16 protein-coding genes are annotated in these 12,819 nt (G+C 54.1%); 6 read left to right on the top strand and 10 right to left on the bottom strand.

Going from position 1 to position 12,819, the window contains the following annotated elements; genetic code table 11:
• Positions 1-25: 25 nt before the first annotated feature.
• Entirely contained in the window at positions 26-622 is a 597-nt protein-coding gene (locus ACTJI9_RS10915) for a TetR/AcrR family transcriptional regulator (protein WP_115054605.1), read from the top strand.
• On the opposite strand, the gene ACTJI9_RS10910 is transcribed toward ACTJI9_RS10915, so the two are convergent.
• Positions 608-979 (bottom strand): hypothetical protein, encoded by a 372-nt coding sequence (locus ACTJI9_RS10910; RefSeq protein ID WP_307281771.1) that lies wholly within the window; start codon positions 977-979, stop codon positions 608-610. The two genes, ACTJI9_RS10915 and ACTJI9_RS10910, sit on opposite strands and share 15 nt — an antisense overlap.
• A 195-nt stretch (positions 980-1,174) precedes the next feature.
• On the opposite strand from ACTJI9_RS10910, the gene ACTJI9_RS10905 reads away from it, so the two are divergent.
• Positions 1,175-2,125, top strand: coding sequence for a DMT family transporter (locus ACTJI9_RS10905; protein WP_336440247.1), 951 nt, complete (start codon positions 1,175-1,177; stop codon positions 2,123-2,125).
• Between the two features lie 10 nt (positions 2,126-2,135).
• Here ACTJI9_RS10905 and ACTJI9_RS10900 read toward each other — a convergent pair whose 3' ends face one another.
• Both ACTJI9_RS10900 and ACTJI9_RS10895 read right to left on the bottom strand, forming a co-directional pair.
• Positions 2,136-2,333 carry a glutathione S-transferase gene (locus ACTJI9_RS10900; RefSeq protein WP_440807927.1) on the bottom strand — a complete coding sequence of 66 codons (198 nt, stop codon included), beginning with the start codon at positions 2,331-2,333 and terminating at the stop codon, positions 2,136-2,138.
• A gap of 21 nt (positions 2,334-2,354) precedes the next feature.
• On the bottom strand, positions 2,355-2,816 hold the full coding sequence (locus ACTJI9_RS10895) for an OsmC family protein (protein ID WP_115054608.1): 462 nt from the start codon (positions 2,814-2,816) through the stop codon (positions 2,355-2,357).
• Positions 2,817-2,911: 95 nt separating this feature from the next.
• Here ACTJI9_RS10895 and ACTJI9_RS10890 point away from each other — a divergent pair, with 95 nt between their 5' ends.
• Both ACTJI9_RS10890 and ACTJI9_RS10885 read left to right on the top strand, forming a co-directional pair.
• The gene (locus tag ACTJI9_RS10890) at positions 2,912-3,694 is read left to right on the top strand and encodes an SDR family oxidoreductase (protein ID WP_307281781.1); all 783 of its coding nucleotides are present in this window, start codon (positions 2,912-2,914) and stop codon (positions 3,692-3,694) included.
• A 161-nt stretch (positions 3,695-3,855) separates the two neighbouring features.
• Positions 3,856-4,146 carry a Dabb family protein gene (locus ACTJI9_RS10885; protein ID WP_115054610.1) on the top strand — a complete coding sequence of 97 codons (291 nt, stop codon included), beginning with the start codon at positions 3,856-3,858 and terminating at the stop codon, positions 4,144-4,146.
• A gap of 2 nt (positions 4,147-4,148) precedes the next feature.
• On the opposite strand, the gene cueR is transcribed toward ACTJI9_RS10885, so the two are convergent.
• From cueR to ACTJI9_RS10865, 4 genes are all read right to left on the bottom strand, one after another.
• Entirely contained in the window at positions 4,149-4,538 is a 390-nt protein-coding gene (gene cueR / locus ACTJI9_RS10880) for a Cu(I)-responsive transcriptional regulator (protein WP_115054611.1), read from the bottom strand.
• A gap of 7 nt (positions 4,539-4,545) precedes the next feature.
• Positions 4,546-7,041, bottom strand: a complete 2,496-nt coding sequence (locus ACTJI9_RS10875) for a heavy metal translocating P-type ATPase (RefSeq protein ID WP_440807923.1) — start codon at positions 7,039-7,041, stop codon at positions 4,546-4,548.
• 97 nt (positions 7,042-7,138) lie between these two features.
• Positions 7,139-8,038, bottom strand: a complete 900-nt coding sequence (locus ACTJI9_RS10870; RefSeq protein ID WP_440807921.1) for a methylated-DNA--[protein]-cysteine S-methyltransferase — start codon at positions 8,036-8,038, stop codon at positions 7,139-7,141.
• A gap of 76 nt (positions 8,039-8,114) precedes the next feature.
• Positions 8,115-8,621 carry a DUF2244 domain-containing protein gene (locus tag ACTJI9_RS10865; RefSeq protein ID WP_440807919.1) on the bottom strand — a complete coding sequence of 169 codons (507 nt, stop codon included), beginning with the start codon at positions 8,619-8,621 and terminating at the stop codon, positions 8,115-8,117.
• A gap of 22 nt (positions 8,622-8,643) precedes the next feature.
• On the opposite strand from ACTJI9_RS10865, the gene nth reads away from it, so the two are divergent.
• The gene (gene nth, locus ACTJI9_RS10860; RefSeq protein WP_440807917.1) at positions 8,644-9,402 is read left to right on the top strand and encodes an endonuclease III; all 759 of its coding nucleotides are present in this window, start codon (positions 8,644-8,646) and stop codon (positions 9,400-9,402) included.
• Here the strand turns inward: nth and ACTJI9_RS10855 are convergent.
• Positions 9,399-10,115 (bottom strand): sulfate transporter family protein, encoded by a 717-nt coding sequence (locus tag ACTJI9_RS10855; RefSeq protein ID WP_440807914.1) that lies wholly within the window; start codon positions 10,113-10,115, stop codon positions 9,399-9,401. The two genes, nth and ACTJI9_RS10855, sit on opposite strands and share 4 nt — an antisense overlap.
• Before the next feature lie 173 nt (positions 10,116-10,288).
• Here ACTJI9_RS10855 and ACTJI9_RS10850 point away from each other — a divergent pair, with 173 nt between their 5' ends.
• Positions 10,289-11,281 (top strand): adenosine kinase, encoded by a 993-nt coding sequence (locus tag ACTJI9_RS10850; RefSeq protein ID WP_115054617.1) that lies wholly within the window; start codon positions 10,289-10,291, stop codon positions 11,279-11,281.
• Between the two features lie 2 nt (positions 11,282-11,283).
• Here ACTJI9_RS10850 and ACTJI9_RS10845 read toward each other — a convergent pair whose 3' ends face one another.
• Both ACTJI9_RS10845 and grpE read right to left on the bottom strand, forming a co-directional pair.
• A complete protein-coding gene (locus ACTJI9_RS10845) occupies positions 11,284-11,937 on the bottom strand; it encodes a trimeric intracellular cation channel family protein (RefSeq protein WP_115054618.1) in 654 nt (217 codons plus the stop codon).
• Between the two features lie 108 nt (positions 11,938-12,045).
• Positions 12,046-12,759, bottom strand: a complete 714-nt coding sequence (gene grpE / locus ACTJI9_RS10840; protein ID WP_115054619.1) for a nucleotide exchange factor GrpE — start codon at positions 12,757-12,759, stop codon at positions 12,046-12,048.
• Between the last annotated feature and the right edge of the window lie 60 nt (positions 12,760-12,819).

The raw sequence follows: 12,819 nt of genomic DNA, 5'->3' as shown, positions 1-12,819 counted from the left end.
AATTTGCGCGCAGTGAGAGCTTTTGATGCAGAAAGAGAAGCCGAAAAGAACTAACAATCCGCTGGCCATGCGAGCGCGGATTTTGGACGTGGCTGCCGCTCTTTTTCAACAAAATGGATATAATGGCACCAGCATTCAGGATGTGGTGCAGGCGGCGACAACCACCGGTGGGGCCTTGCACCATCATTTCGCGACAAAGAAAGCGCTCGGCCTGGCGGTGATTGCCGAGCGTGTTGCGGCAGAGGTTCAGGAAACTGCAATCAAGCCAGTCTCGACAGCCGCATCGGTCGGCGAGGGTGTCGCGACTTTTCTCGATAATGTCGCCACGACTTTGGATCGCAATCAGGTGGTGTCCGGCTGTCCGCTTAACAATCTGGCTCTGGAGCTCTCCTTGGCTGATAGTGATTTTCGCCAAGCGGTGAGCACGGTGTTCGATGAATGGCGCGAGGCGATTGTCGTGCGGCTTAAAACCGACAGGCCGGCAATGAGTGCATCTGATGCGCAAGATTTGGCGACGCTGGTCGTTGCCAGCTATTCGGGTGCAATGGCGATGGCAAAGGCGAGCCAGAGTGCGGAGCCGCTGCGTGCCAGCGCCCGGCAATTGGCCCTAGTTCTTGCTTGAGAAAACCACAACCGCGAAGAGTAGAACGCCGGCAAACACGATCAATGAGCCTATGCCTACGAGGGGCTCCAAAGCTGCGTTTCCCAGCGCCATGAAATAGAGCGAGGGGATCATCACCACGATCCCGGTCGTGTAGACAGCAAACTGCCACATCACCAGTTTCCCCTCTGCCTTCTTGGGGTTAAGGGCGTAGTAGGTTGCAAAGATGGCGCTGCTTACCCAGCCTAAAAGATTAAGGTGGGCATGCGCGGGGACAGGGCTGTGATCACCAGAAAACCCCATATGAAGCCCCATCATGACTCCAATGATGAAGAAAATCGTCGCCGATTTGAAAAAGAGCTGAGAAATCTTAGGCATAATTGTCCCCCCGGAAGCCCAAGCCAAGAACATACTCTCAAATCAAAAACCATTCCAGCCAGCCAATTGAGCGTATTCTAAGCAATTCGGTCGGGATTCTTCGTAGCCAAAAGCAAAAGTGGCGTTTTTATACTGGATTGAAAGCCGAAAATGGCTCAGAGCTTGGACAAAAGACTTAATTCAGGAAATGCTCAAATGCCCTCGACTCCGGTAACCGTAGCCCACTCTCCCGAAGCATCAACAGCACGTACCGGGATATTGCTCATGTTGCTTGGCATGTTAATGTTTTCGCTTAATGACGTCATGGGAAAGTGGTTGGTTTCGACTTACTCGGTTGGGCAAGTTGTATTCATTCGCAGCATTGCCGCCTTGGTCGTGCTGGCGCCATTTATATGGTTCAATGGCCCCAAGAAGATCGTGCAGGTCGACCAACCATGGACACAGGCAGCGCGGGTCATTCTTTCGACGGCTGAAGTTTTCGCATTCTACTTCGCAGTCATTTATTTGCCCTTGGCCGATGTCATGACCTACTGGCTCGCTGCGCCAATCTATGTGGCGGCGATCTCTCCCTTCATTTTGAAAGAGCCGGTTGGCTGGCGGCGCTGGAGCGCTATCATTCTTGGCTTTGTCGGGGTGATAATTGCACTTGAACCATCGTCGCAGGCACTTACGCCGCAGGCGGTCATTTCGATATTTGGCAGTATTGCCTTTGCGTTCATGCTGCTGCTGGGCCGCACATTGCGCAGCACGCCGGATACGACTTTGGTGTTCTGGCAGATTATTGGAGCAGGATTGGCGGGACTCGCCTGGATTTGTTTCGAGTGGACACCGGTGACGATGCGCGATCTATTATTGCTCGGACTACTTGGGATTGTCGCCATGCTTGCCCATGTGCTGGTCAACCGGGCATTGAAACTTGCCGATGCAGCCACGGTAGCGCCGCTGCAATATACGTTGCTCTTCTGGGCCATCCTGTTTGGTTGGATGGTGTTTGGCGACGTACCGCGCATGTCGATGCTCGTAGGCTCTGGATTCATCATCGCATCAGGCCTGTTCATCTTCTTCCGCGAACAGCAATTAAAGCGGCAAGGCCGGATGAAGCGACCAGCAGAAGCAGTTGTGGCCGGTTCAGGCGACGGTGCCTGAACCAATAAGATCAGAGACTTTCATGCCGGCGATGGACCAGTTCCGTGTCGAAGTGGTTGATCGCTTTTTCGAATTTGTCCCGGCAGCCAGGATTGCAGAAGCCGACAACGGCTCCATTATAAAGCGTCAGGCTGTCTTCCTTGATGGCATCGCCCGACCAAGGACAGGTCGTGTTTATCGCGTCCTCGATCTTGAGTTCTGTGTGCATTATATTCCTCCAACGTCAACGTCAGGCAGGTTCAACATCGACTTTTGTAATCACTGAATTGGCAATAAAACATTGCTCATGGGCCGCGTGGTGAAATTCCGCTTCGGCGGCTTTGTCCGGTGACTGTCCGGCATAGGTCACATGCGGACGCAGAACCACGTGGCTGATATAGACTTTCCCCTTTTCGTTCTTTGCCAGTTCGCCTTGCGCCTCATCGCGGTATTCATCAATGACAAATCCGGCTTTTGCCGCACCGGCAAGAAAGAACAGCATGTGGCAACTCGAAATCGAGGCAACGAAGGCTTCCTCAGGATCGACATTCTCGGCCACGGAATAGGGCAGGCGCACAATATGCGGTGAAGACGAGGCTGGGACCTCTGCGCCGCCATCGAATTGCCAGAGATGGGCCCGGCTATATTTGTTGTCGGTGAAAGCAGTGCCTTCATCCCTATTCCATAAAATAGTCGCTCCGAATGTTGCCATGATCTGATTCCCGGTTTTGATCTGCGTTGCGGGAGCTTGTCAAAGCATGCCGGAATTGTCGATAAGGGATCATCGATAATAAGGATGGTAATGGTATGGATCTGGGTATCAAGGGAAGGCGCGCAATTGTTTGCGCAAGTTCGAAGGGGCTTGGCCGGGGTGTTGCTGAGAAGCTGGCAGAAGCAGGTGTCAATCTCACGCTTAATGCCCGCACGGAATCGACCTTGCGCGCCACAGCGGATGAAATCGCAGGAAAGTATGGCGTTGCGGTTCAGATTGTTGCGGAGGATGTAACAACGGAAGCAGGGCGCTTGGCCCTGTTGCGGGCGGAACCCAACGCTGACATTCTGATAAACAATGCGGGTGGCCCGCCTCCCGGTGTCTGGTCTGATTGGGGCGAAGAAGAATGGCTGCAGGCCGTCAATAATAATATGCTGACGCCGATCCTGCTCATGAACGCAATTTTACCCGGCATGATCGAACGCAAATGGGGCCGCGTCGTCAATATTACGTCGGGCTCGGTGAAGTCGCCTATCGCACAGCTTGGCTTGTCCAACGCAGCGCGCAGCGGCCTCACCGGTTTCGTCGCGGGGACTGCAAGGCAGGTCGCCCGACACGGTGTTATCATCAACAATTTGTTGCCCGGATCTCACGATACCGATCGGACCAAAGGCTTTATCGAGCGCACCGCCGCTGCCAAGAAAATTTCCTTGGAGGAAGCTCGCGCTGAAGCATATGCGGGAAATCCGACTGGGCGTTACGGTACTGCAGAAGAGTTCGGCGCTGCTGCCGCCTTTCTGTGCAGCCAGTTCTCCGGCTTCATTGTAGGCCAAAATCTTTTGCTGGATGGCGGGGCGTTCAACTCAACCTTGGGCTAGGGTCCGGACCCTAGAACCTATCGGGGTCACGGCGAGCATCGTGCAAACGAAGTCGTGACCCACTCCATCAACTTTGAGACCAACCTGCGACAGCGCATCTATTGACGGGCGGGGGTCAGATATGAAAAGTCCTGCGCAATCCATTGCATCAGGAAACAGCTATGATCCGCCATATTGTATTCTTCAGCGCCCGTAACAAAGATGATGTTGAAGCAATCATCACCGGGCTGAAACAGCTTGGTGAAATACCGCACTCAACCGCCTTCGAGGTGATGAAGAACACAAAGGTAGATCCGGTTTCCGATGAGATCGATGTCGTCGTCTATGGCGAGTTTGAGGACGCCGCCGCGCTCGCAGCCTACAAGGCCCACCCCATATATTCGGCAACGACCGCGCTGGTAAAACCCATGCGCGAGCTGCGCATCTCTGCGGATGTCGTGTCGACGCTTTAGCTTTAAGCTTCGCCTGAAATATTTTCGAGTATCGGACAGTCTGGCCTCTGGTCGCCATGGCAATGGGCGACCAGATGGTTCAGCGTATGCTGCAATTCACGAAGTTCAGTGATCTTACGCTCAACTTCCTGAAGTTTGGATTGCGCCATTGATTTGACATCGGCGCTGGCACGATCCTTATCCTCGTATAATGCCAGCAACTGGCGGCACTCTTCCACAGAAAATCCAAGCCCTCGCGAACGTTGCAAAAAGCGCAGCTTGTGGACATCGGACATTGAGTAGTCGCGATAGCCATTATCGGCTCGGTCTGGTTTTAGCAGGCCGATATCCTCGTAATACCGGATTGTCTTTGCCGGCAGGCCGGAGCGTTCGGAAGCGTTGCCAATATTCATGGAAACCTCACAGTTTGATAGTGCGTAACCGCAACGCATTGGCGATTACGGAAACAGAGGAAAGACTCATCGCTGCGGCAGCGAGCATCGGCGATAATAGGAGGCCGAAAACCGGATAGAGCACGCCGGCCGCTACAGGTACGCCAAGCACATTGTAGATGAAGGCGAAGAACAGGTTTTGCTTGATATTGCGAATGGTGGACGTAGCCAGCGTCCGGGCGCGAACTATACCGTTGAGGTCTCCTTTTACCAAGGTTATTCCGGCGCTTTGCATTGCGACATCTGCTCCGGTTCCCATTGCGATGCCAACATCGGCGGCTGCCAGCGCAGGAGAATCATTCACGCCATCACCCGCCATGGCGACCTTCGATCCCTTGGCATGCAATTCGTCGATTAACTGTTTTTTGGTCTCGGGCAGCATATCGGCGCGAACCTCATCAATGCCTAGCTCTTTGGCGACCGCCAGCGCTGTCACCTTGTTATCGCCCGTCGCCATAATGATGCGAAGTCCTGCATCATGCAGTTTTCGTATGGCCTCGATGGTCGTTGATTTGATGGGATCGGCGACCGCAAGAATACCAGCGGCCTTGCCGTCGACGGCAATAAAGAGCGCGCTTTTGCCCGCTGCTCTCAGGGCATCAGCCTGTTGGGTAAGGGCAGCGATATCGACGCCAATATCCTGCATCATGGCAAGGTTACCAAGCGCAACATTGCTGGTGCCGATTTTGCCCGATATGCCTTTGCCGGTGACAGCATTGAAGTCAGCCGCGTTCTGAACCGTCAGATTTCGTGCTTTTGCACCTTCAATAATGGCTTCGGCCAAAGGATGCTCGGAGCCCTTTTCAAGGCTTGCCGCAAAGCCGAGCAAATCATTTTCGGAAATGCCACCGACGGTTACAATATCTGTCAATTTCGGTTTCCCCTCCGTCAGTGTTCCGGTTTTATCGACAATGAGCGTGTCAACATTGGCAAAGCGTTCAAGCGCTTCTGCGTCTTTGATGAGAACGCCGGCCTGGGCACCGCGCCCTGTGGCAGTCATAATTGACATTGGCGTTGCCAGCCCAAGCGCACAGGGACAGGCTATGATAAGCACCGAAACGGCTGCAACGAGGCCATAGATCATGCCAGGTTCTGGTCCGATGAGAGCCCAGACAGCGAATGCGACGAGAGCAACAACAACCACGGCAGGAACGAAGTAACTGGCGACACGGTCTGCCATGCCCTGAATCGGCGCACGCGAGCGCTGTGCCGACGCGACCATGCCAACGATCTGGGACAGAACAGTATCCGCCCCCACCTTTTCCGCCGTGATCAGCAAAGTGCCATTCCGATTGAGCGTGCCGCCTGTGACAGTGTCCTCGACGTTCTTTTCAACTGGAAGCGGTTCGCCGGTCAGCATGGATTCGTCAATTGACGAACGGCCCTCAACAACAATGCCATCCACCGGCACGCTTTCGCCGGGGCGAACACGAAGACGATCACCCACCATCACGTCATCCAGCGGGACATCTGTTTCCGTGCCATCCTTGGCAAGGCGTCTGGCAGTCTTTGGCGCAAGGTCAAGCAGGGCACGGATCGCCGAGCCGGTTCGCTCGCGCGCCTTTAACTCAAGAATTTGACCAAGGAAAACAAGCGTAACGATAACCGCTGCCGCTTCAAAGTAAACCGGCACCGAACCGCCATGCATGCGGAAGGAATGGGGAAAAATATCCGGCAGAAATGTTGCAACGACACTGAACGCATAGGCCGCACCAACGCCAATGGCGATAAGCGTCCACATGTTCGGGCTGCGATGGACGAAGGACGACCAGGCGCGTTCGAAGAAGGGGATTGCCGCCCAAAGGACGACTGGCGTTGCTAAAGCAAATTCCAGCCAGATCGCAAGTTCCTCTCCAATCCACGAACGCAAGGGCAGTCCGAGCATTGGTCCCATTGTCATGAGCAAAAGCGGCACTGAACAAAGTGCACTGATCCAGAAGCGCTTGGTAAAATCGACAAGTTCGGGATTGGGTCCCTCATCACCCGTCGGTATTCCCATTGGCTCCAGAGCCATTCCACAAAGCGGGCAAGAGCCGGGAACATCGCTGATGATTTCCGGATGCATAGGGCAGGTATATTGCGTTCCGGCAGGCATTGGCTTCGGCGCAGGGCGGTCACCAAGATAATCTTGCGGGGCCTTTTCAAACTTCGCCATACAGCTGGCTGAGCAGAAATAATATTTCTCGCCCTCATGCCGCAGAAAATGTTTGGCGCTGGCGCGGTCGACCTTCATACCGCAAACAGGGTCTGTGGCTTCAAGATAGTTTGCCGGCTCTTTTGTGAATTTTGCATGGCAAGATGCGGAGCAGAAATGAAACACCCGTCCGCCATGCGTGGCCGACAGTTTGCCAGCATTCGGGTCCACAATCATTCCGCAAACGGGATCGCGTATAACCGCATCCAATGGAGGCTGAGATCCTCCGCAGCAGGAGTGATTATGATGATGGCTATGATCGTGTTTCATGATGCAGCTTTCGGTTAGAAACCAGATAGTGCATCAAAGATAATCTTTCCAGTAACTGGAAGGTCAAGGGCAGGATGACCGGGAATTGCTTAATTCGTCATCCTGCTTGGCTTATCTCTTCTCCGGTGCCAAGCTGCCCTGCCTCCCAGCCAAGAATTGCCCGCTTGCGGGTAAGGCCCCAATGATAACCCGTCAAAGCTCCGGATTTCCCCACTGCCCGATGGCAAGGCACGACGAAGGAAACCGGATTAGCTCCTACCGCCGCGCCAACGGCGCGCGATGCTTTGGGTGATCCGATATCGGCAGCAATGTCGGAATAGGCAACGCATTTGCCCATGGGAATCTTTAACAGCGCTTCCCAAACGCGAAGTTGAAAGTCCGTACCGATGGTTACGACCTTTAGGGGTTTGTCGGCGCGCCATTCTGACGGATTGAAAACACGTGCCGCATATGGGGCCGTCGCGGCAAGGTCTTCCACATAGGTGGCGTTGGGCCAGCGCGAAGACATATCGGCGAGAGCATCCCGTTCCTTGCCAGGATCGGCAAAGGCCAGACCGGCCAATCCCCTTTCGGTCACCATGATCAGAGCCTGACCAAAGGGTGAGATGAGGAAACCGTAACGGATGGTAAGTCCTGCACCGCGCGATTTGTAATCACCGGGCGACATGCCTTCATGGGTTACGAACAGATCATGCAGGCGACCTGGTCCTGAAAGGCCGGTTTCATAAGCTGTTTCCAGCAGAGGCATGCCCTCATCAAGCAGGCGCCGGGCGTGATCGATTGTTACCGCCTGCAGAAACCCTTTTGGCGAGAGGCCTGCCCATCGCGTGAAAAGCTTTTGCAGTCCCGTTGGTGAGAGGCCAGTGTCGCGCGCCAGTGTCTCAAGGGAAGGCTGATCGCGATAATCCTTGCTGATACGTTCGATGATATGGCTCACAATGGCATAATCATCGCCGCCCGGCGTGATGTCCTTTTGAAGTATGGCATGTGGTTTCATGGTTCTGTACCTCGTTGTTGAGGCTATATGACCATTGATAAGCCTTTGCCGCCACCCGATTCTTGCACGCTCTGCACTACCGGCTTTTGGCGGTCGCCAGCGCCCTTTGAAAAGCGGAAGCAAAGCTTTCGCGATCATCCGGATTAAGGAATGAGCCTATGGTCAGAGCTTTACCACGGCTCTCGACCCGCATCGATGTAATACCAATCTCCGAGTGACGATACACGAGGAACCTTGTCCAGAAGGGGTTGAACTCATGCAACTTGCTCCGCCCTGATGGCGCAACCTGACGGACCTGCAAAGCGATGCGCGAGATGCTCACTTCCTCATGTGCACGCGCAGACCGGTAGTTCAGACGGAACGCAATATAGACGAGCAGAACATCAAGCCCGAAAAACCCGAATACCGGCCAAGCGCCCAGCATCAGGAAGAAAATACCGGTTACAAAGCTGCTGATCCCCAGCGCTCCCATAACCACGAGAAACCCCATTTTTCCGAGCGAACGGTGCGGCACCAGAAGAGCGCGAAAAATCTCTTCTTCGTTGTGGGCGCCAGCGTCAATTGGGTCGATTGTTTGGCTCATGGTGTATAAGTATAGAAGGCAAATGGAAAATCCCAAGCATAAAATTGATCAGATTAGCGTGAGTAGCCCTGTATCACCCAAGCCTCGCCGCGTGGCTGGTACGAGCTATACTGCAGCGGAAATCCATGAAATTTTCAGGCGGTTTGCGGTTCAGAGGCCAGAACCAAAGGGGGAGCTTGAGCACGTCAATCCCTTTACGCTGCTTGTTGCTGTGGTGCTTTCGGCACAAGCGACGGATGTCGGTGTAAACAAGGCGACGCGTGCGCTGTTCAAAATTGCCGATACGCCTGAAAAGATGCTGGCGCTTGGCGAAGAAAAAGTCGGCGAATATATCCGAACAATAGGCCTTTGGCGTAACAAGGCAAAGAACGTCATTACGCTCTCACAAACGCTGATCACCAAATATGGCAGTGTTGTTCCGAATGACAGGGATGAACTGGTCAAGCTGCCGGGTGTAGGGCGCAAAACCGCTAATGTCGTGCTTTCAATGGCTTTCGGTCAGGCAACGATGGCGGTCGATACCCATATTTTCCGCATAGGCAATCGCCTTGGTCTGGCACCCGGCAAAACCCCTGAACAGGTGGAAGACAAACTGATGAAGATTATTCCTGCGGAATATCTTTATCATGCTCATCACTGGCTTATTCTGCACGGGCGATACACTTGCAAGGCCCGCAAACCGGAATGCCCTGCCTGTGTCATCGCCGATATCTGCAAGGCCGCCGAAAAGACGTCGGAAATACCCGCGCCCCTGGTGCCTCTGCCGCCTCAGGTTTTTTAACTCACCGCCGCAGGAGGCTCGGACTGTGCAACGGCCTTGTGCAGATGCACCATCATTGCTGCTGCAAACAAGGGTGTCAGCAGGTTCAAAATCGGAATGGCCATGAAAGCTGCAATCACCAATCCTGCCAGAAATACCGTGGTCGAATGTTTGGAGCGCAAAGCCTTTGCTTCCATTTCAGGGCGGAATCGCATGGCGGCAAATTCAAAGAATTCTCGGCCCAGCAAATAGCCGTTCACCATGAAGAACGCGATAATGTTGACGCCAGGGATCAGCAGCAGAAGCAATGCAACGAAATTGCCGACGATGACGACACCCAGAAACTTTGCCGAAAGAATAAAAGAGCGCAATGCCGGAAGAGGCTTTCCCTTGGGATCAAGCGGGTAATCTTCTTTTTCCACGACTTCAGCAACATCATCGAGAAACAGGCCTGCAACGATGGCGGTCACTGGCGCGATCAACAAGGCCAGTCCGAGAGCCAGTCCCAGACTTGCCAGAATCCCAGCGATAAAACCGATCCAGCCAGCCCAGGAAGGCAGGTCCGGCATCATTTGGTCAACAAATGGCCAAGCCAGAATTTCAAAGAGTTCGCGCAAGCCAAACCACACCCCAGCAAGCAGCAGAACTGTCAGTCCGATCGATTTCCACAGCACGGAGCGGAACTCCGGCCTGAATAGATGCCCAGCAGCAGCGCGAGCGCTTTCGAGTATCATGGCGTTCCGTGCTCCAGTTGTTCCTATATAGGGGACATAGGTTCGGTAATGGTTGATGACAAGGCAACATGCAACGGAGGGGGTGGTAAAGCCGTTGCTGACGCGCTACCAAGTGCTCCGGAATATTCACTTAAGGTGTAATCGCCGCTAAGGCCTCGCAATCCGGAGAATTCATGTCCAGCTATGACGTGCTTTGCATCGGCAACGCTATTGTCGATATCATTGCCCGCACCGATGACGATTTCATCGTGAAGAACGGCATCATCAAAAATGCAATGAACCTCATTGATGCCGAGCGTGCGGAATTTCTCTACGGGCGTATGGGCCCCGCGATCGAAGCTTCGGGCGGAAGTGCCGGCAATACCGCCGCTGGCATCGCTAGCCTTGGAGGCCGTGCTGCTTATTTTGGCAAGGTTGCCGATGATCAGCTTGGCCATATTTTTACCCATGATATCCGCTCGCAAGGCGTAGCATTCGACACGCGCGTGTTACAGGCGCCGCCCCCCACGGCCAGATCCATGATCTTTGTAACGCCCGATGGCGAACGTTCGATGAATACCTATCTCGGCGCCTGCATTGAGCTTGGACCGGAAGATGTCGAAAGCTCGAAAGTTTCTGAAGCAAAGGTAACCTATTTCGAAGGCTACCTGTGGGACCCGCCCCGCGCGAAGGAAGCGATCCGGCTTTCCGCAAAAATCGCCCACGAATATGGCCGCGAAGTATCGATGACGCTTTCGGATCCATTCTGTGTAGACAGATATCGTGACGAATTTCTTGATTTGATGCGTTCAGGCACGGTCGACATAGTCTTTGCCAACGAAGCCGAGTTGAAATCATTGTACCAAACCGATGATTTCGAAACCGGTTTGGAGTTGATCCGCAAGGATTGCAAGCTGGCTGCGATCACACGCTCCGAAAGAGGCTCGGTCGTCGTGTCGGGGGATGTAACCGTTTCAGTTCCGGCAATAGCAATTGAAGAACTGGTGGATACAACCGGGGCAGGTGATCTTTATGCTGCGGGCTTTCTGTTTGGTTATACCAGTGGCCGGTCATTGACCGACTGTGCAAAACTTGGCTCGCTGACAGCTGGACTCGTAATCCAGCAGATCGGTCCTCGCCCTCAACAAAATCTGAAGACGGCAGCTGAACAGGCGGGGTTGCTATAAACCTATTCCGAGCGGATATAACCGTCCCGCTTGAGTTCCTCATCGGTGCGGCCGGGCTTGTGATAGTTGGGTAATATCCAGCCGAAATATAGCGCTCCGCCGCGAACGGCAAAAGCGGCGAGCGCGGCTGCAACTGCTGCGATCTCGGGAGCAACGGAGAGTTTGTACAAAAGCGTATACGCGCTGGAGCCAGCCAACGCCGCCGTGACGTAAATCTCGCGGCGCATGAGCACCGACGGTTCGCCAGAAACGATATCACGCAATATACCACCAAAGGTTGCGGTCAAAATTCCCGTTACAACTGCGATTGTGGAATCGAAGCCCAGAGCCAGTCCTTTGGCAGCACCAAGAACACTATAGGCCGCAAGGCCCATCGCATCGAGCCACAACAGCAAGCGATAGCGCGACTCAAGTAAGTTTGCCGAGAAATAGACAATGAAGGCAGCTGCCATGCAGACGAGCAAATTGCCCGGGTCCTCAACCCAAAACACCGGAACGCCCAAAATGAGATCGCGTAACGTGCCGCCGCCGATCCCGGTAACAGCAGCCAGAAAGATAAAGGCTATTATATCGAGTTGTCGCCGGGAAGCGGCAAGCGCGCCCGTGGCAGCAAACACAAACACGCCCGCATAATTGAATATCTGAATCATGGTCATGGGCAGTGCTCCGCGCATTTATCTGGCTGGAAGATACAGCACGCAGCGGCCAAAATGAAAAGAGCCGCGTCCCTTGGGGATGCGGCTCTTTCAATCACTCAGATTGGCTCAGGCGTCTTTTTCCGCTTGTGGATTAATTGGGCCGGGTTCAGGTTGACCTTCAGCCGCGGCCTGCTTGGGGCCACCTTTGGAAACACCAACCAGAGCCGGGCGCAGCATGCGGTCGCCAATAACGAAACCGGACTGTGCTACCTGCAACACTGTGTTGTGCGGAACATCCGCATTTGGGATTTCAAACATTGCCTGATGGAAATTCGGGTCAAATTTTTGGCCCTGCGGTTCAATCTTCTTGACGCCGTGGCGCTCCAGAGCCGACATCAGCGAGCGTTCGGTAATTTCCACGCCTTCAGCCAGTGCCTTGAAGCCAGCATCACCCTGCGCCAGCGCATCAGCGGGAATCGCCTCCAGCGCGCGCTTCAGATTGTCTGAAACCGAGAGTACATCACGCGCAAAGTTTGCAACCGAATAGCTGCGCGCATCATGCACGTCACGAGCGGTGCGCTTGCGCAAATTTTCCATGTCGGCGGCAAGGCGGAGAAGCTGATCTTTCAGGTCGCCATTTTCCGCGCGCAGCTTGTCCAGCTCGGCCCAGTTTTGAGCATTTGTCTCGACTTCGTCTTCATTGGCCAGAGCATATTCCTCGGCCTTGCGCGATTTCAGAAAATCATCGGCAGCGCGTTTCAGCGCATCGCGATCACGCGGATTTTTCAGATCGCGCTGATCGAGATCAGGTGTGTCGTGATTGTTCTTTTCGTCAGTCATCTATCCAGTCCGTCCTATATTCGTAAGTTGCGCTGGATATCGAGGTTTAGCGTCCGAAAA

The organism is Phyllobacterium sp. 22552 (assembly GCF_052044585.1).
GTDB classification, from domain to species: Bacteria; Pseudomonadota; Alphaproteobacteria; order Rhizobiales; family Rhizobiaceae; genus Phyllobacterium; species Phyllobacterium ifriqiyense.
The sequence above is the reverse complement of the archived record's forward strand: the minus strand, read 5'-3'. Positions and strand labels throughout refer to the sequence as shown.

Bases quoted from the DNA above. Each gene is read 5' to 3' on its own strand.
- grpE (WP_115054619.1), bottom strand. From the start codon at position 12,759: ATGACTGACGAAAAGAACAATCACGACACACCTGATCTCGATCAGCGC.
- ACTJI9_RS10875 (WP_440807923.1), bottom strand. From the start codon at position 7,041: ATGAAACACGATCATAGCCATCATCATAATCACTCCTGCTGCGGAGGA.
- ACTJI9_RS10895 (WP_115054608.1), bottom strand. From the start codon at position 2,816: ATGGCAACATTCGGAGCGACTATTTTATGGAATAGGGATGAAGGCACT.
- ACTJI9_RS10855 (WP_440807914.1), bottom strand. From the start codon at position 10,115: ATGATACTCGAAAGCGCTCGCGCTGCTGCTGGGCATCTATTCAGGCCG.
- ACTJI9_RS10885 (WP_115054610.1), top strand. From the start codon at position 3,856: ATGATCCGCCATATTGTATTCTTCAGCGCCCGTAACAAAGATGATGTT.
- ACTJI9_RS10900 (WP_440807927.1), bottom strand. From the start codon at position 2,333: ATGCACACAGAACTCAAGATCGAGGACGCGATAAACACGACCTGTCCT.
- ACTJI9_RS10870 (WP_440807921.1), bottom strand. From the start codon at position 8,038: ATGAAACCACATGCCATACTTCAAAAGGACATCACGCCGGGCGGCGAT.
- ACTJI9_RS10915 (WP_115054605.1), top strand. From the start codon at position 26: ATGCAGAAAGAGAAGCCGAAAAGAACTAACAATCCGCTGGCCATGCGA.
- ACTJI9_RS10865 (WP_440807919.1), bottom strand. From the start codon at position 8,621: ATGAGCCAAACAATCGACCCAATTGACGCTGGCGCCCACAACGAAGAA.
- ACTJI9_RS10850 (WP_115054617.1), top strand. From the start codon at position 10,289: ATGTCCAGCTATGACGTGCTTTGCATCGGCAACGCTATTGTCGATATC.
- ACTJI9_RS10910 (WP_307281771.1), bottom strand. From the start codon at position 979: ATGCCTAAGATTTCTCAGCTCTTTTTCAAATCGGCGACGATTTTCTTC.
- ACTJI9_RS10905 (WP_336440247.1), top strand. From the start codon at position 1,175: ATGCCCTCGACTCCGGTAACCGTAGCCCACTCTCCCGAAGCATCAACA.
- cueR (WP_115054611.1), bottom strand. From the start codon at position 4,538: ATGAATATTGGCAACGCTTCCGAACGCTCCGGCCTGCCGGCAAAGACA.
- ACTJI9_RS10890 (WP_307281781.1), top strand. From the start codon at position 2,912: ATGGATCTGGGTATCAAGGGAAGGCGCGCAATTGTTTGCGCAAGTTCG.
- ACTJI9_RS10845 (WP_115054618.1), bottom strand. From the start codon at position 11,937: ATGACCATGATTCAGATATTCAATTATGCGGGCGTGTTTGTGTTTGCT.
- nth (WP_440807917.1), top strand. From the start codon at position 8,644: ATGGAAAATCCCAAGCATAAAATTGATCAGATTAGCGTGAGTAGCCCT.